Source organism: Pseudomonas sp. MYb193, from assembly GCF_002966775.1.
Lineage (GTDB): Bacteria > Pseudomonadota > Gammaproteobacteria > Pseudomonadales > Pseudomonadaceae > Aquipseudomonas > Aquipseudomonas paracarnis.
Map to the genome: position 1 here is coordinate 897,272 of NZ_CP023269.1, position 13,541 is coordinate 910,812.

Annotated in this window: 21 protein-coding genes, 5 tRNA genes and 1 pseudogene; 9 read left to right on the forward strand and 18 right to left on the reverse strand. The window is 59.1% G+C overall.

The annotated features are described in order from the left end of the window. The first annotated feature begins 227 nt into the window (after positions 1-227). The 4 genes from CLM72_RS04000 to CLM72_RS04015 all read left to right on the forward strand — a co-directional run bounded on the left by CLM72_RS04000 (position 228) and on the right by CLM72_RS04015 (position 641). Positions 228-303, forward strand: a tRNA-Asn gene (locus tag CLM72_RS04000). Positions 304-312: 9 nt separating this feature from the next. Further along, positions 313-389, forward strand: a tRNA-Pro gene (locus tag CLM72_RS04005). Between the two features lie 5 nt (positions 390-394). After that, positions 395-470: transfer RNA gene (locus CLM72_RS04010), tRNA-Lys, on the forward strand. A 94-nt stretch (positions 471-564) separates the two neighbouring features. Then, positions 565-641 (forward strand) — tRNA-Pro (locus CLM72_RS04015). Positions 642-848: 207 nt separating this feature from the next. On the opposite strand, the gene CLM72_RS04020 is transcribed toward CLM72_RS04015, so the two are convergent. From CLM72_RS04020 to CLM72_RS04030, 3 genes are read right to left on the reverse strand one after another with little or no spacing between them, the layout of a single operon-like run. Further along, positions 849-2,147: an NAD(P)/FAD-dependent oxidoreductase gene (locus CLM72_RS04020; protein ID WP_105225692.1), complete on the reverse strand. Its 1,299-nt coding sequence runs from the start codon at positions 2,145-2,147 to the stop codon at positions 849-851. Positions 2,148-2,207: 60 nt separating this feature from the next. Next, positions 2,208-2,381 carry a DUF3094 family protein gene (locus tag CLM72_RS04025; protein WP_034126248.1) on the reverse strand — a complete coding sequence of 58 codons (174 nt, stop codon included), beginning with the start codon at positions 2,379-2,381 and terminating at the stop codon, positions 2,208-2,210. A 54-nt stretch (positions 2,382-2,435) separates the two neighbouring features. Continuing rightward, positions 2,436-3,065 carry a DUF1780 domain-containing protein gene (locus CLM72_RS04030; protein ID WP_003188431.1) on the reverse strand — a complete coding sequence of 210 codons (630 nt, stop codon included), beginning with the start codon at positions 3,063-3,065 and terminating at the stop codon, positions 2,436-2,438. A gap of 128 nt (positions 3,066-3,193) precedes the next feature. Here CLM72_RS04030 and CLM72_RS04035 point away from each other — a divergent pair, with 128 nt between their 5' ends. Both CLM72_RS04035 and CLM72_RS04040 read left to right on the forward strand, forming a co-directional pair. Further along, complete coding sequence (locus CLM72_RS04035; protein ID WP_105225693.1) at positions 3,194-3,883, forward strand: energy-coupling factor ABC transporter permease; 690 nt, start codon at positions 3,194-3,196, stop codon at positions 3,881-3,883. A 64-nt stretch (positions 3,884-3,947) separates the two neighbouring features. Next, positions 3,948-4,163, forward strand: coding sequence for a hypothetical protein (locus CLM72_RS04040; RefSeq protein WP_003171680.1), 216 nt, complete (start codon positions 3,948-3,950; stop codon positions 4,161-4,163). Here CLM72_RS04040 and yacG read toward each other — a convergent pair. Genes yacG through CLM72_RS04060 form a run of 4 tightly spaced genes read right to left on the reverse strand, consistent with a single transcriptional unit; the run spans position 4,160 to position 7,048 of the window. Further along, positions 4,160-4,360: a DNA gyrase inhibitor YacG gene (gene yacG, locus CLM72_RS04045; protein WP_003188437.1), complete on the reverse strand. Its 201-nt coding sequence runs from the start codon at positions 4,358-4,360 to the stop codon at positions 4,160-4,162. The two genes, CLM72_RS04040 and yacG, sit on opposite strands and share 4 nt — an antisense overlap. Next, on the reverse strand, positions 4,357-4,980 hold the full coding sequence (gene coaE / locus CLM72_RS04050) for a dephospho-CoA kinase (RefSeq protein WP_105225694.1): 624 nt from the start codon (positions 4,978-4,980) through the stop codon (positions 4,357-4,359). Before coaE ends, yacG begins: the two co-directional genes overlap by 4 nt. Beyond that, on the reverse strand, positions 4,977-5,843 hold the full coding sequence (locus tag CLM72_RS04055; protein WP_105225695.1) for an A24 family peptidase: 867 nt from the start codon (positions 5,841-5,843) through the stop codon (positions 4,977-4,979). Before CLM72_RS04055 ends, coaE begins: the two co-directional genes overlap by 4 nt. Continuing rightward, on the reverse strand, positions 5,840-7,048 hold the full coding sequence (locus tag CLM72_RS04060) for a type II secretion system F family protein (protein WP_105225696.1): 1,209 nt from the start codon (positions 7,046-7,048) through the stop codon (positions 5,840-5,842). The genes CLM72_RS04055 and CLM72_RS04060 overlap by 4 nt, the downstream gene beginning before the upstream one ends. 201 nt (positions 7,049-7,249) lie before the next feature. Here CLM72_RS04060 and CLM72_RS04065 point away from each other — a divergent pair, with 201 nt between their 5' ends. The 3 genes from CLM72_RS04065 (at position 7,250) to CLM72_RS04075 (ending at position 9,179) form a co-directional block, all read left to right on the forward strand. Continuing rightward, a complete protein-coding gene (locus CLM72_RS04065) occupies positions 7,250-7,663 on the forward strand; it encodes a pilin (RefSeq protein WP_034126254.1) in 414 nt (137 codons plus the stop codon). A gap of 64 nt (positions 7,664-7,727) precedes the next feature. Further along, positions 7,728-7,803 (forward strand) — tRNA-Thr (locus tag CLM72_RS04070). Positions 7,804-7,967: 164 nt separating this feature from the next. Continuing rightward, complete coding sequence (locus CLM72_RS04075) at positions 7,968-9,179, forward strand: integrase arm-type DNA-binding domain-containing protein (protein ID WP_105225697.1); 1,212 nt, start codon at positions 7,968-7,970, stop codon at positions 9,177-9,179. On the opposite strand, the gene CLM72_RS04080 is transcribed toward CLM72_RS04075, so the two are convergent. From CLM72_RS04080 to CLM72_RS04125, 11 genes and pseudogenes are all read right to left on the reverse strand, one after another. Beyond that, positions 9,149-9,400, reverse strand: a complete 252-nt coding sequence (locus CLM72_RS04080; protein ID WP_256595276.1) for an AlpA family transcriptional regulator — start codon at positions 9,398-9,400, stop codon at positions 9,149-9,151. The two genes, CLM72_RS04075 and CLM72_RS04080, sit on opposite strands and share 31 nt — an antisense overlap. Before the next feature lie 49 nt (positions 9,401-9,449). Further along, the gene (locus tag CLM72_RS28665) at positions 9,450-9,695 is read right to left on the reverse strand and encodes a hypothetical protein (RefSeq protein ID WP_146120434.1); all 246 of its coding nucleotides are present in this window, start codon (positions 9,693-9,695) and stop codon (positions 9,450-9,452) included. 49 nt (positions 9,696-9,744) lie between these two features. Continuing rightward, positions 9,745-10,011 carry a hypothetical protein gene (locus CLM72_RS28670; RefSeq protein WP_146120433.1) on the reverse strand — a complete coding sequence of 89 codons (267 nt, stop codon included), beginning with the start codon at positions 10,009-10,011 and terminating at the stop codon, positions 9,745-9,747. After that, positions 10,008-10,253, reverse strand: a complete 246-nt coding sequence (locus CLM72_RS04090) for a hypothetical protein (protein ID WP_105225700.1) — start codon at positions 10,251-10,253, stop codon at positions 10,008-10,010. Before CLM72_RS04090 ends, CLM72_RS28670 begins: the two co-directional genes overlap by 4 nt. After that, positions 10,250-10,498: a hypothetical protein gene (locus CLM72_RS04095; RefSeq protein WP_105225701.1), complete on the reverse strand. Its 249-nt coding sequence runs from the start codon at positions 10,496-10,498 to the stop codon at positions 10,250-10,252. Before CLM72_RS04095 ends, CLM72_RS04090 begins: the two co-directional genes overlap by 4 nt. Before the next feature lie 45 nt (positions 10,499-10,543). Continuing rightward, positions 10,544-11,080: an NUMOD4 domain-containing protein gene (locus CLM72_RS04100; protein ID WP_105225702.1), complete on the reverse strand. Its 537-nt coding sequence runs from the start codon at positions 11,078-11,080 to the stop codon at positions 10,544-10,546. Between the two features lie 53 nt (positions 11,081-11,133). Continuing rightward, a complete protein-coding gene (locus CLM72_RS04105; RefSeq protein WP_105225703.1) occupies positions 11,134-11,580 on the reverse strand; it encodes a hypothetical protein in 447 nt (148 codons plus the stop codon). Further along, complete coding sequence (locus tag CLM72_RS04110) at positions 11,577-11,888, reverse strand: DUF4406 domain-containing protein (protein WP_073842580.1); 312 nt, start codon at positions 11,886-11,888, stop codon at positions 11,577-11,579. The genes CLM72_RS04105 and CLM72_RS04110 overlap by 4 nt, the downstream gene beginning before the upstream one ends. Continuing rightward, complete coding sequence (locus CLM72_RS04115) at positions 11,885-12,316, reverse strand: hypothetical protein (protein ID WP_060764333.1); 432 nt, start codon at positions 12,314-12,316, stop codon at positions 11,885-11,887. Before CLM72_RS04115 ends, CLM72_RS04110 begins: the two co-directional genes overlap by 4 nt. A 54-nt stretch (positions 12,317-12,370) precedes the next feature. Beyond that, the gene (locus CLM72_RS04120) at positions 12,371-13,405 is read right to left on the reverse strand and encodes a DNA cytosine methyltransferase (RefSeq protein ID WP_105225704.1); all 1,035 of its coding nucleotides are present in this window, start codon (positions 13,403-13,405) and stop codon (positions 12,371-12,373) included. Next, positions 13,398-13,541 (reverse strand): annotated as a pseudogene (locus CLM72_RS04125) (reverse transcriptase); the annotation flags it as partial. The gene CLM72_RS04120 and the pseudogene CLM72_RS04125, both read right to left, overlap by 8 nt.

Here is a 13,541-nt window from a genome sequence, read left to right on the forward strand (position 1 = left end):
CTGTAAGGCAAAGGCTTGTAAAGTGCGCCCCGCAGCAACGTCAGCCCACGGGTTTCTTCTCCCCAAGAAGAAATCAGAAAGAAGCGCAAATCATTGTCTTAAAAGCAATTTAAAGGGTTGACAGGGGTTTTTAAGATTGTAGAATAGCGCGCCTCAGAGACGCTAACGTAGCGATACGGACAGGGTCGAAGAGGAAGCAACACAGCAGTAACTTTGAAATATGTAGTTCCGTGATAGCTCAGTCGGTAGAGCAAATGACTGTTAATCATTGGGTCCCAGGTTCGAGTCCTGGTCACGGAGCCAATTTCAAACCGGGGTATAGCGCAGTCCGGTAGCGCGCCTGCTTTGGGAGCAGGATGTCGGGAGTTCGAATCCCCCTACCCCGACCATATTTGGGTCGTTAGCTCAGTTGGTAGAGCAGTTGGCTTTTAACCAATTGGTCGTAGGTTCGAATCCCACACGACCCACCATTTTTGAGACCAGTTAACGCTGGAATCGAATCTTAAGATCAGAGGCCAAAAGCGCTGATCGAAGAAGGCGACTGAAAGGTCGCCTTTTTATTACCGGGGTATAGCGCAGTCCGGTAGCGCGCCTGCTTTGGGAGCAGGATGTCGGGAGTTCGAATCCCCCTACCCCGACCATATTAAAAATCCTCGTATCGAAAGATACGGGGATTTTTTTTGTGCTCGCAAATTCTGAATTCACCGCAAAATAAAGTGGGAGCGGCGGTGCGACGATTCGACTTGCTCGCGAATGCCGTGGTTCAGTCACAGATGTACTGACTGACACAGCGCATTCGCGAGCAAGCCCGCTCCCACATTTGCCAGGCCTCCTTCGAGACCGGGTTGTTAGTGCAATTTAAGGCGTGGCTCGGTGCCGCGGCCGATCTTGCTGCCCAGCATCAGCATCGCCGTGCGGAAGAACCCATACAGCGCCATCTGGTGCATGCGGTACAGCGACACGTAGAACATCCGCGCCAGCCAGCCTTCCAGCATCACACTGCCCGTCAAGTTGCCCATCAGGTTACCCACCGCGGAAAAGCGCGACAGCGAGATCAGCGAGCCGTAGTCGGTGTACGTGTAGGTCGGCAGCTCCTTGCCTTCAATCCGCAGCTTGAGCGATTTGGCCAGCAACGACGCCTGTTGGTGAGCCGCTTGGGCCCGTGGCGGCACATTGCGGTCGGTGCCCGGTTGCGGGCACGCGGCGCAATCACCAAAGGCGAAGATATTTTCGTCGCGGGTGGTTTGCAGAGTTTGCAGGACTTGCAGTTGGTTGATGCGGTTGGTTTCCAGACCGTCGATGTCCTTGAGGAAACCGGGTGCGCGGATACCGGCCGCCCAGACCTTGAGGCTGGCCGGAATCACCTGGCCGGCGCTGGTGATCAAGGCATCGGCAGTTACTTCACTGACCGCCGAGTTGGTCAGTACCGTCACCCCTAGTTTTTCCAGGGTCTTGTGCACTGGCCCACCGATCCGCTCCGGCAGTGCAGGCAATACCCGCGGGCCGGCTTCGATCAGAGTGATGTGCATGTTTTCCGGCTTGATACGATCCAGGCCATAGGCGGCCAGTTCATGGGCGGCGTTATGCAGCTCGGCGGCGAGCTCGACCCCGGTGGCACCGGCGCCCACGATGGCGACGCTGATCTGTTCAACGGCGTCGGTCTGCCCGGCATGGGCGCGCAGGTAGTGGTTGAGCAGTTGCTGATGGAAGCGCTCGGCCTGCTTGCGGGTATCGAGGAACAGGCAATGTTGCGCTGCGCCCTCAGTGCCGAAGTCGTTGGTAGTGCTGCCTACGGCAATCACCAGGCTGTCATAGCCCAGCACGCGGGCAGGCACCAGTTCGCGGCCTTCTTCGTCGAGGGTGGCGGCCAGCTGGATTTTCTTCTGCTCACGGTCAAGCCCGCTCATGCGCCCTAGCTGGAACTCGAAGTGGTTCCATTTCGCCTGGGCAACATAGTTGAGTTCGTCTTCAGATGAGTTTAGTGAGCCGGCCGCGACTTCGTGCAGTAACGGCTTCCAGATGTGGGTCAGGTTGGTGTCGACCAGCGTGATGCTGGCCTTGCCACGCTTGCCCAGAGTCTTACCCAGGCGGGTAGCCAACTCCAGGCCGCCGGCACCGCCGCCGACGATAATAATACGATGGGTCATGGGGATATCTCGCAAGGCTAAAAGAAATCGGAGCAGTTACCCTCGCGAGCGCCAGGCGACTCATAGCGTCAGGTAACTCAATAGGCGGCTCAGCGCACCGAGCCCGATTACCACGACCAGCACCACGCAGAGGAGCAGCCACGGCCGGAAAGGCTTGCGCTCGACTCTGTGCTGGGAAAGTCGCAGGTACTCTTCGACACGCTCTTGGTCATCGGGTTTCAGGCGGCTGGTCATAAAGGCCTCGTCAGGTAGACGTTGCAAAGGGGCGCCACGTTACAGCCAGGGGCATCAAAGGCTGATGCCGACATCAAACACTATGCTGCGGCCCAGATTGTTGCGCAAGAAGTCCGGCGCATCGGGATGTGCAAACAGCACCCTGGCGAAGGTTGGACCCACCAGTGACAGCGAGCGCCAGCCCTGGCGCAGGTATTCGGTCGGCGGCGGAAAATGGCTGTTGAGGTCCAATACTTCGCGCTTGAGGCTGGTAAACGCAATGAGGTCCAACTCCCCCAGGTCCATGCCGCGCTCTTTATAGTTGTGGGCTTTTTTACGCAGTGTGGGGGCCAGGCGCAGGAGGAATTCATGGGCGGGGATTCGCCGTGGCTTCGCTTCGCGCCGTACCAGTTGGCTCAAGGAGAAAGCACTGCGCCTGCGCAGCAACTCATCGCGCCACTCGTCGTTCAGGCGGCGGCCCTCATCCAACACAAAAAAGACCTCGAAGCTGGCGTCGCGAAACAACACGTCGGGCGGCTCCTGGCCCGCTGCGTGGAATTCTTCGACACGGTAGGGCACATTCAAGCCTTGTAACAGGCGCTGGCAGACCCAACGCTCACGCTCCCACTTGCGGGCATTGGACAGAAACGCATTGGCTTGTTCGGCTGCTACGGTGAGCAGGCGCAAATAATCTGAGTCATCCATAGTCGCAGCTTAGCGTTCAAATGATGACCACAGGAAGTCTTGCCTTAAAACCCGGGTGTAGAATGCTTGCGTGAAACAGGCCCAGGGACGAGGTGTGTGATGAGGTTTTTGGTGAAGGCAGAGCATCCGTGATCAGTGCAGCGGTTCTGGCACCCCAGACTCTCGGCTTCGGCTGGCTGGTATATGCGCCAGTGATGATGTGGGCAATCCTGCGCTCGCCATGGGTGGAGCTGTTTGCCGACCGTCGGCGCCAGCATTTACTGTTCGGTACGGTGTTCGCGCTGTTCATGCTGTGGCTGGTGCGACGGGATTTCGATACCGGCGTGTCCTACCACTTTATCGGCATGACCGCCGTGACCTTGCTGCTGGATTGGCCGCTGGCAATCGTCGGAGGCTTTGCCGCCCAGCTTGGCTTGATGTTGCTGGGGCGCCAGGACCTGGCCGCGCTTGGCATCAATGGCCTGCTGCTGATCGTGCTGCCAGTGCTGGTCACCGAAGGGTGCGCGCTGCTGGTAGAACGGGCGCAGCCGAGAAACCCCTTTGTGTATATCTTCTGTTCGGGCTTTTTTGCTGCCGCACTGTCGGCATTGCTGTGCCTGTTGGCCGGCCTGGGCCTGTTGTGGTTGGACGGTCTTTTTGCGATGCCTGAGTGGTTGGAAGATTTTGTCGGTTACCTATGGCTGATCATCTTTCCCGAAGCCTTCATCAACGGCATGGTCATCAGCGCGCTGGTGGTGTTTTGCCCGGAATGGCTGGAGACGTTCAACCGTACCCGCTACCTCTCGGCGCCGTGGAAGGACGACGATTCGCGGCGTTGATCCAGGTCAAATGCCAGGCAGCGGCGCGGGTCCATGCTCTGCAAAATTTTCAGGAGCACGGATCATGAGTGTGTACGAGTGGGCACGGCAGGAGTTGCGCAGAAGCCAGGATGCAGCGCAGGAAATCGGTTTTGACCCCGGCTTGACCTTGCGCGCCATGCTCAGTGCGGTGGTGCAGCAAAGCAAGGGGGTACGCAGTTTTGAAGACCTGGCCGACGAGTTGCAATACCTTGCAGAAAACCTCGACGACCAGCAGGAATATGCCTTTATGCGGCCTTAGTGGCGCGGCGGCAGGTCTTCGGAAAACAGTTCATCTTCGGCGTCAGGGGCCACGGGAATCTTGTGTTCTTCAGCGGCCCAGGCGCCCAGGTCGATAAGCTTGCAACGGTCCGAGCAGAACGGTCGGTTGAGGTTGGTCGCTTTCCATTCCACGGGTGCACCGCAGGTTGGGCAGTCGACGGTCAAGGGTTGGCTCATGATCGGCCTCCACGCAAAGTAAGGTAAAAGTGGTGCAGTCGCTCGACCTCGCCGTGCAGCCAGGCGAGGTCCTTATCGTTGACCAGCACGTCATCGGCATGGTTCAGGCGGTCTTCGCGGCTGGACTGGGCCTTGAGAATCGCCTGCACCTGTTGTTCGCTGATGCCGTCGCGCTGCAGGGTACGCTGAATCTGCAGCGATTGCGGCACGTCGATCACCAGGATGCGCTGGGTCATGCTGTACTGCCCGGACTCGATCAGCAGCGGCGACACCAGGATCGCGTAGGGCGATTGGGCGCGTGCCAGGTGGCTGCGAATTTCCTCGGCGATCAGCGGGTGCAGCAAGGCTTCCAGCCACAGGCGCTCTTGTGGGATCTCAAAGATCAGTTTTCGCAGCGCGGCACGGTCCAGTCGGCCGTCGGGTTGCAGCACGCTGGCGCCGAAGTGTTCGGCGATGCGTGCCAGGGCAGGGCGGCCAGGCTCGACCACCCAGCGCGCGGCATGATCGGCATCCACCAGGTCGATGCCCAGGTTGATAAAGTGCTCGGCCGCAGCGCTTTTGCCGCTGCCAATGCCGCCCGTGAGCCCAAGAATCCAGGGTGTTGCAACAGAAGTGGTCATCTGAAACCGACAGACTGCAAATAGAAGTCGGTTATTTGACCACCCCAGAGCAATGCAATCCAGCCGGCAATTGCCAGGCAGGGGCCAAACGGCATTGGCGCTGACACTTGGGCCTTACGCAAACGCAGCAGGATCAGCCCGGCAAACACGCCCAGCAGCGAGGCCATCAGCAGGGTCATCGGCAGAATCTGCCAGCCGCCCCAGGCTCCCAGCAAGGCCAATAACTTGAAGTCGCCATGGCCCATACCGTCTTTGCCGGTGGCCAGCTTGAACAGCCAGAACAGGCACCACAAGCTCATGTAGCCGATGACCGCGCCCCACACTGCATCGGGCAGTGGCGTCAGCAGGTCAGCACTGTTGAGGATCAGCCCCAGCCATAGCAGCGGCAGCACCAGCACATCCGGCAGCAGTTGGTGGTCCAGATCAATCAGGCTCATGCCCAGCAAGCCCCAACTCAACAGCATCACCGCGCCGGCTTGCCAGCCGAAGCCGAAGTGCCAGGCGACAGCGGTTGAGATCAGCGCGCACGCGAGTTCGGTGAGGGGGTAACGCAGGCCGATGGGGTCGCGGCAGTGGGCACAACGCCCCCGGAGCAGCAGGTAGCTGAGCACCGGGATATTTTCCCAAGGCCGAATCGGTTGATTGCAGTGCGGGCAGCAGGAGTTCGGGTGCATCAGGTTATAGGTCGGCCCACCGGGCTCGGCTGGCAAGTCGAGAATCTCACGGGCCTGGGCACGCCATTCCCGCTCGAGCATTTTGGGCAGGCGCCACGCCAGCACATTGAGGAAGCTGCCGACGATCAGGCCCAACACCAGCGCCAGGCCAACAAACGCCCAGGGATGTTCGCTCAGCAGCAGGCTCAAAACGCCGTCCCCAATTGAAACACCGGCAGGTACATGGCGACTACCAGCGCGCCGACAATCCCCCCCAATACGACCATGATCAGCGGCTCCATCAGGCTGGTGAGGTTGTCGACCAAGGTATCCACGTCTGACTCGTAGTGGTTCGCGACTTTTTCCAGCATGCGGTCCAGGGTGCCGGACTCCTCCCCGATTGCGGTCATCTGGATCGCCATGCCTGGGAACAGGCCGCTGTTATGCATCGAATGATTCAACTGCATGCCTGTGGATACATCGTGGCGCATACGTTCGATTGCCTGTTTGAAGGGGCCATTGCCGACGGCGCCGGCCACCGAACCCAATGCCTGTACCAGAGGGACGCCCGCCGCAAAGGTGGTGGAAAGTGTGCGAGCGTAGCGAGCAACCGCGGATTTGTGCAGCAGTTTGCCTGCCACGGGCACTTTCAACAAACCCGCCGCCAACCAATGGCGAAAGCCCGGGTAAGTTCGATAGGCGTGATGCCCAGCGACCATTATGGCGCCCACGCCCAGCGCCAGCATCCACCACGCTTGTTGCAACAGTTCCGACAGTGCAATGACCGCCAGGGTAAACCCCGGCAATTGGCCGTCGACCCCGGCGAACAGGTTCTGGAACTGCGGCACAACGTGAATCAACAGCACTGTGGTCACCCCTGTGGCAATTACCAGTACCGCGACAGGGTAGGTCATGGCTTTCTTGATCCTGGTTTTGAGCCGTTGGCTTTTTTCCAGATGAATCGCCACGCGCTCGAGCAAGGTTTCCAGGGCGCCGGCCATTTCGCCAGCCGCCACCAGATTGCAGTACAGCTCATCGAAATGGCGGGGATATTGACGCAGGGCAGTGGCCAAGGGGTGGCCGCTGGCAATGTGCTGTTTCAACGCCTTCACCAGTTCGCGCAGCTGTAGGTTTTCGACGCCTTCGCTGATGATGTCGAAGGCTTGCAGCAGCGGGATGCCGGCTTTGAGCAAGGTGGCCAACTGGCGAGTGAACAGGGCGATATCTGCAGGCGTTATTCGCGTCTTGAAGATGTGTAAACCATAAGATTTCTTGCGCACACGCTCAGGGCAGATCCCTTGCTGGCGCAGTTGTAGATTGATCAGCGCAAGGTTATGGCCGGCGATTTGCCCGGAAACCCGGCGCCCTTTGCGGTTGATGCCTTCCCAGGCATAAATTGTCGACGTGTCGTTCATGTGAGGTTGGCGCACCCAGGTCGTGAAGAATTTATAGCTTAGTCAGGTGGCGAATTCGGGCAGGCTGGCGCTAGGCGATAAAATGTCAGATTGTGCGTCTTGCAGGCGATGGACTGTGTGGGGATGAGTACACTGGCGCCGTTGCACACTACGGGGCGCAGGATGCGCCTTGTCATGGTTCTATTCTGGAGAGTGAAAGAGATGCGTCAAAAAGGTTTTACCTTGATCGAATTATTGATCGTCGTGGCAATCATCGGCATTTTGGCCACCATCGGTCTGCCCATGTACACCAAGCACCAGGCCAAGGCCAAGTTTACGGCGGGGTTGGCTGAAATCAGCGCGCTAAAGGCCGGCTACGAGGACGCCATCAACCAGGGCACCGTGCCAACCCTGGCCCTCATCGGGGGCACAAGCCCTACCGCCAACTGCACCATCGAAGTGACAGGCGATGTGGCCTCGGGCGCAGGTACCTTGCGTTGTGAAATCCTTGATGCACCCGCGCCCGTGCTGGGCAAGACCATCACCTTGACCCGCAGCGCCACCACCGGCTGGAGCTGTGCCACCACGGTAGAGGCTCAGTATGCTGCCAAGGGCTGCGGCGCCAACGGCGCGTGACAGTCGCCGGGCGGTGAGCGAGTTGGTTGCTGCATGCCCAATGCAGTGCTAGCTTTAGCCCACCGCCCGTGTAGCTCAGCCGGTAGAGCAGCGCACTCGTAACGCGAAGGTCGCAGGTTCGATTCCTGTCTCGGGCACCACACCTACTTTCGCTAGCTTTCGCCACCTTACGCAACACCCATCCCCGCCGCCCTAATCACGGTAATTCGTCTTTCGCAGTCTTTCGCGCTCTTTCGTCGCCTTCCGCAAGCTTTTAGTACATTATCCAGCACACCTTAATTCTAATGGACTGGTGATGTACTAAATGCCCCTCACTGATACCGCCGTGCGGCAGGCCAAGCCGGCCGACAAAGATTTCTCCCTCACGGATGCCAGCGGCCTATCCCTATTCGTGGCCACCAACGGTACCAAGTCCTGGCACTTCCGCTTCTCTTGGCACGGCAAACAGCCGCGCTACTCCCTCGGCACCTATCCAGAAATCACCCTCAAGGAAGCCCGAGAGCTTCGGGACCAAGCCCGCGCACTGGTTGCCAAAGGCATTGACCCTCGCATCGAGCGGCGGCAGTCGAAGGCAAAAGCAGCCGACAGGCAAGAAAACACCTTTGAGGCAGTGGCAAACCGTTGGCACGCCTTCAAGCTCCCCCGCTGGTCCAAGTCCATAAGGGGTGCTGCCGTGCAGTCCAGGTTCTATCTGGAAAAGGACTTGATACCGGAGCTGGGGAAATACCCACTCGACCAGATCAATCGCGCCGACGTACTTAGGGCGATGCGTCGTGTGGAGAGGCGTGGCGCGCTGAACTCGGCACGCAAGTGTCGATCCTGGTTAAACGAAATATTCAGGTATGGGATGGCCGAGGACTTGATAGATATCAATCCAGCCTCCGACCTGGACATCGTCGCCGTGCCGGAGCCGCCCGTTCAGCACAACCCCTACCTCAAGCAGCATGAACTGAAAGTTTTTCTAAGGACGTTGCGTGATGACAGCTGCGCCAGTTACGTGCGTAGCGCCATACGCCTGTTGCTATTGACGGGGGTGCGCACCATCGAGCTGCGTAGCGCGACCATTGATCAATTCGATTTCGACAACGCTTTGTGGACTATACCGCCGGGGATTGTGAAGCAATTGCAAAAGAGGGTTAGAACGCAGAGCGGGGAGATTCCACCTTACCTGGTCCCGCTTTCGCGGCAGGCTGTGGAGGAAGCGAAGCGCGTGCACAAGCTGACCGGTAGCTATCGGGTGCTTATTGCGGGTCGCAATGACCCGCGCAAGTCGATAAGCAATGGCACAGTCAATTCAGCGATTTCACGCATGGGATACAAGAGCAGGCTCACGGGGCACGGGATGCGCGCCACGATATCAACCGCCTTGAACGAGATGGGATATGACGAAAGGTGGATCGATGCTCAGCTGTCGCACATTGGCGACTCGTACAACCATGCTGAGTTTGTGGAGCAGAGACGGGGAATGATGCAGCACTGGGCGGATTACTTGGATTCGCTGGAGTCTGCAGACTGATCGCGAGCTGCTGCCTGCTTTTGGTTCCATTGCAGAACCTCAGACTTGATCCAGGCCACGGAGCGTCCACCCAGCTTGACCTGTTTGGGGAACTCGCCAGTCTTGGACATTTCGTAAATTTTAGTGGTCTTGTACCCGACCAACCGGATTACCTCCGGCAGCTTGATGTACTCGATTACCACGGGTTCGGTGTTGCTGGATTGTTGCATTGGTGCGTGCATGGGAATACCTCGCCCGCCGCTCACCGGCAGGCATGTAGGGGGATTGGGGTTAGGCGGATTGCTGATCGTCTGCAGGGGTGTAGCTTGTCCCGTACCACTCGATCTTCAGGTCGTGATGGACGTAAGACGTAGTGTCTCCATCATTTTCGCCGTCTTGCTCGACGATCCAGAATGCCCAACCATCATCTCCGTCCTCGCACATGTGAAACGGCGGGCATTCAGCAAATTTCTCATCCAGAAACTCGGTAATGCTGTTTTCTGCTTGATCTTGAGTTGGCCTGACTCCTTCGGTCATGGCCTTGGCCCCTTGTAGATGAAGACGTAGGCGAACCAGAGGGTGGCGATCATCGCTTTGTCTCCGCTCTGGACTTGCGCAGTTGTTGGATTCGATAGTCCTCGGCAGTTCGCGAGCAACCACCACCCTGACACCCATGCTCATGGCAATCCGTCTTGTTGCAGATGGCGCGCATGCCGGTGCCACCGCAGTAGGAGCAGCTATCGCCGGAATGAGTCGGGCATGGATACACCTCGCCCGGCGCGCCGTGCTTCTGCAGTCGAATAGGCAACATGCCGGTTCCGGCGTCTGGAACTTTTTGCGGGGTGGCGATCATGGCGTCACCTCTTGCTTTCCGTCTTCCGCCCGCATGAATGCCGCCATGTCGCCCATCTGCTCGACAATGGCGCGCTCTTCGGTCGCGGCTGTATCAATGATTTTTTCTTTGAGAGCCTGGCAGCGGTGACAATCCACTCGTTCCCACATTCCAGAAAGCCCCGATCCCTCGCCTAGCCAGGTTCCGCAAGGCGCCCGCTCGATGTCGTCCGCCCCAGGCCCTGCAAAAAAATGCGTCTTCATGGCGTCACCCCGTCAGGTTTGTATTTGGTCAGACGCCACTTGGTGTTGTTGCTCTGGCTGTGATCCGACTCGACCAGGCCATCGCGCTTCATCAACTCCAGTTCGCGGCGGACCTGCTTGGTGGTGAACGGCTCGATGTGGAACCGGAACCACCAGGTGCAGAACCAGTTATCCCGGGAGCCGCCAACGCCGCTCATGTATGTGGTGATGCGCTGGCGCAGGCTTGATTCGTTTTTTTCAGGCATGCCGGTTCCTTGCCGCTATAGCGGCTGACTTTGAAGGGGGAGGGGTTACAGGTTTTGCGGGGAGACGCGGGTGATCGTGAAGCCGCGGTGCGTGTTGCGCCTGCCCTTGAGGCAAGAGGTGACAGTCGAAGGGTTCATTCCAGCGGCGATCAGGTCTTGCCTGCCTCGCAGCATCAGACCGAAGCCCGACTTCTCTGCCTGAATCCAGCCTTTTGATCTTCTGGCGTTCAAGTCTTTTCCGTACACGATCAGGCCGGTATCAATGGCGTGCCTGACGTTGTCGCTGATGGAGCACCACTCAAGGTTGGCCAGGCTATTGTCGGATTTTATTCCGTTTCGGTGATTGACATGGGGAAGCAAGGAGGGACCAAGGAATGTCAGGGCAACTGCCCGGTGGACTCGCATGTCTTTACCCGCCAGGATCACAGATAGATAGCCGTCCTTGTCGCGCCTTTTGGTCATCAGCCTTGGCTCTCGCCACTTTCCCAAATGATCATAACGACCTGCCGACCTAACATTTCCGGCGTCACTCACTTCATAGCGCTCATGGCCGGGCACCACCTTCCATATTTCTTCGGGCATGGTATCTCCATGGCCGCGAATGCGGCTTTTGTCAAAAGAGTACGGATGTACTCCTATCGGGATTTGGCGGCACGTTTGCGAAATTCGTAAACCATGCTGCGCAGATCTACGAGAGCTTCCTGCAGGTCACCGCGAGCGGAGTCGATCGCTTCGAACAGCTCACCTTCGCCATCGTCGCCGCCCTCATCAACGGCCAGAAGGGCCAGGCCGTATGCCTGGAACTTCGCCAGCACATCATCGGCTGACTTGGCCATGTACTCGGCATGCTCGATGGCATAGGCCTCTGGTGAGCGATCGGGCTGTTCGGCCGCCAGAGGGTTGGGCGAGAAGCGCAAGGCTGATTTATATGCAGCGTCGAGCGCGTCATCCAAATCGCCGCCAGCCTTCCTGGCCTCGTTGAAGGCAATGATCATTTTCGCCCGTACGTCGTAGCTGCGATCCACCGGCATGCATGCCATTTGCTCGCCCGGCACGCCGTCAATCGTTTGGTTGTGGCTCATACAGCCTCCCTCGTTACCAGATCATGGGCATCCACAACGGTCATGCCGAGCTTCTCGGCGATCAGCACTTCCAGCTTTGCGCCCTTTGAATTCTCCCAGCCGGGCAGGGTGGCCACGGTGTCACAGTCCATCAGGGCGGCAATGTCGCGGCGCATACAGTCGGTCCAGGTGCCGCCTTCTGGGTTGATCTCGGCGGGGTTGGTGACTGTGTGGCCGCTGGCGCGGAGGCTGGCGGTCATGCTGTGGAAGGTGGGGAAGTTGAGGCCGGGCAGGCCGCTCATGGGGCCGCTGAGGTAGATGCGCTTCATGCTGCCTCCGCGATTGGCTGGCGAAACACTGGTAGGGCGCCGGCCTGTTCGCGTACCGCCTTCATGCCTTCCGCGTCGTAACCCCAGATGTTGCTGTCGCCGAACCGCTCAGGGCCGAGGTAACCAGGGTGCATTGGCTCCCCGGTGCGGATGTAATCCCGGAACCCTTCGACGAGCGACCGAAGCGTGCCGCCATGGCTGAATCCACGCCACCGACCGCCCCAAGTTGTTTTGTGCGTAAAGATTCGACGGGCGCTGTAGTCGTCGATGAACCAGACCTTGCCGCGCTGATCCACTTCCATGCTGGCGTATCGATCAGCGACCTGGTTGAAGAAGAAGCGACGGCCGTGGGTGCCGATGATCCGGATCACGTGGTTGACCTGCTCGGCTCGCTGTTGCTTTAGGGTGAGTTTGTTTTCTGTAGGCATGGGGAGTCCTTGCCGGGCCATGCCCGGGCGGTGGAGTGGGGGAGTTATGCGGCGTCAGTCGTTGTCGATCGAGAGCAGGGGGAATGCTGTTGCTGCCACTCGCGGAACTTGTCCATTGCCAAGGGCTTTAATTCTGTCCACCCGATGGGCCACCCCATCAGCCACTCGACCCATTCCGGGTTCAGCTGGCCACCGTCTGAAGCCATCACTGCATGGTCGATCCGGTCGTTTACGCGGCTCTTTCCGGACTTGCGTATCAGACTCGCCGGTGACGATCCTTTGCTCGCGCTCGCGCTCGCGCTCGCGCTCGCGCACGGCGTCGGCCAGGACCGGGCGGATACCGCTTCGATCAGTGTTCCGCCTTCCCGGCTCTTGCGCGGCGTCACCCTGTCGCCCTTCGTGGCCAGTGTTGCCGTTGGCGTTGGCCATTGTTTCACTGCACTGCTCAGGCCCCAGCCGGCATTCTTGCTGCTGCCCGGCTGGTTGTGGTTGCCGTGCACCGTCGGCGTCGGCCAGAGCATTACCTCGGCTGACAACTTCGGCTCGCCCCGACTGTTCCACTTTCCGCCCGGCCGGCTCACTGCATCGTCCGCGACTATCGTTTGCCACAATCCAGATGCGGTCACGCTGATGGGGCGCTCCGCAGTCGGATGCTGAAACAATGCACCACTGCGCGTCATACCCCATTTCGGCAAGGTCACCGAGGACCAGTGCAAGTCCTCTTCCCACAAGCAGAGGTGAGTTTTCCACGTAGACGAATCGAGGTCGTACCTCGCCGACGACTCGCGCCATTTCACGCCAGAGGCCTGAGCGGGCACCATCGATGCCGTCGCCATTCCCGGCAGCTGATATGTCCTGACACGGGAATCCGCCAGAAACCACGTCAACAAGGCCACGCCATGGCCTTCCGTCAAAACTGCACACGTCAGACCAAATCGGGAAAGTTGCGAGTGCTCCATCGTTTTGTCGTTGCGCCAGAACTTGTGCGGAGTAGGCATCACGCTCAACGGCGCAGACGGTGCGCCACCCGAGCAGGTGGCCGCCGAGTATTCCGCCACCAGAGCCTGCGAAAAGAGCCAGCTCATTCATTTGAACTCCTGCGTTGGTAGGTTTTGGTCAGCGCCGCGTTGACGGTGTTGCCGCGCTTCAGCACGACGCGGGCGAGCGCTGCCCGGTCCGTGTGGCTGTGGCTGGCCTGACTGAGCAGGCCGAAGTAGCTGTTGGC

Bases quoted from the DNA above. Each gene is read 5' to 3' on its own strand.
- CLM72_RS04020 (WP_105225692.1), bottom strand. From the start codon at position 2,147: ATGACCCATCGTATTATTATCGTCGGCGGCGGTGCCGGCGGCCTGGAG.
- CLM72_RS04025 (WP_034126248.1), bottom strand. From the start codon at position 2,381: ATGACCAGCCGCCTGAAACCCGATGACCAAGAGCGTGTCGAAGAGTAC.
- CLM72_RS04030 (WP_003188431.1), bottom strand. From the start codon at position 3,065: ATGGATGACTCAGATTATTTGCGCCTGCTCACCGTAGCAGCCGAACAA.
- CLM72_RS04040 (WP_003171680.1), top strand. From the start codon at position 3,948: ATGAGTGTGTACGAGTGGGCACGGCAGGAGTTGCGCAGAAGCCAGGAT.
- yacG (WP_003188437.1), bottom strand. From the start codon at position 4,360: ATGAGCCAACCCTTGACCGTCGACTGCCCAACCTGCGGTGCACCCGTG.
- coaE (WP_105225694.1), bottom strand. From the start codon at position 4,980: ATGACCACTTCTGTTGCAACACCCTGGATTCTTGGGCTCACGGGCGGC.
- CLM72_RS04060 (WP_105225696.1), bottom strand. From the start codon at position 7,048: ATGAACGACACGTCGACAATTTATGCCTGGGAAGGCATCAACCGCAAA.
- CLM72_RS04065 (WP_034126254.1), top strand. From the start codon at position 7,250: ATGCGTCAAAAAGGTTTTACCTTGATCGAATTATTGATCGTCGTGGCA.
- CLM72_RS04075 (WP_105225697.1), top strand. From the start codon at position 7,968: ATGCCCCTCACTGATACCGCCGTGCGGCAGGCCAAGCCGGCCGACAAA.
- CLM72_RS04080 (WP_256595276.1), bottom strand. From the start codon at position 9,400: ATGCACGCACCAATGCAACAATCCAGCAACACCGAACCCGTGGTAATC.
- CLM72_RS28665 (WP_146120434.1), bottom strand. From the start codon at position 9,695: ATGACCGAAGGAGTCAGGCCAACTCAAGATCAAGCAGAAAACAGCATT.
- CLM72_RS28670 (WP_146120433.1), bottom strand. From the start codon at position 10,011: ATGATCGCCACCCCGCAAAAAGTTCCAGACGCCGGAACCGGCATGTTG.
- CLM72_RS04090 (WP_105225700.1), bottom strand. From the start codon at position 10,253: ATGAAGACGCATTTTTTTGCAGGGCCTGGGGCGGACGACATCGAGCGG.
- CLM72_RS04095 (WP_105225701.1), bottom strand. From the start codon at position 10,498: ATGCCTGAAAAAAACGAATCAAGCCTGCGCCAGCGCATCACCACATAC.
- CLM72_RS04100 (WP_105225702.1), bottom strand. From the start codon at position 11,080: ATGCCCGAAGAAATATGGAAGGTGGTGCCCGGCCATGAGCGCTATGAA.
- CLM72_RS04105 (WP_105225703.1), bottom strand. From the start codon at position 11,580: ATGAGCCACAACCAAACGATTGACGGCGTGCCGGGCGAGCAAATGGCA.
- CLM72_RS04110 (WP_073842580.1), bottom strand. From the start codon at position 11,888: ATGAAGCGCATCTACCTCAGCGGCCCCATGAGCGGCCTGCCCGGCCTC.
- CLM72_RS04115 (WP_060764333.1), bottom strand. From the start codon at position 12,316: ATGCCTACAGAAAACAAACTCACCCTAAAGCAACAGCGAGCCGAGCAG.
- CLM72_RS04120 (WP_105225704.1), bottom strand. From the start codon at position 13,405: ATGAATGAGCTGGCTCTTTTCGCAGGCTCTGGTGGCGGAATACTCGGC.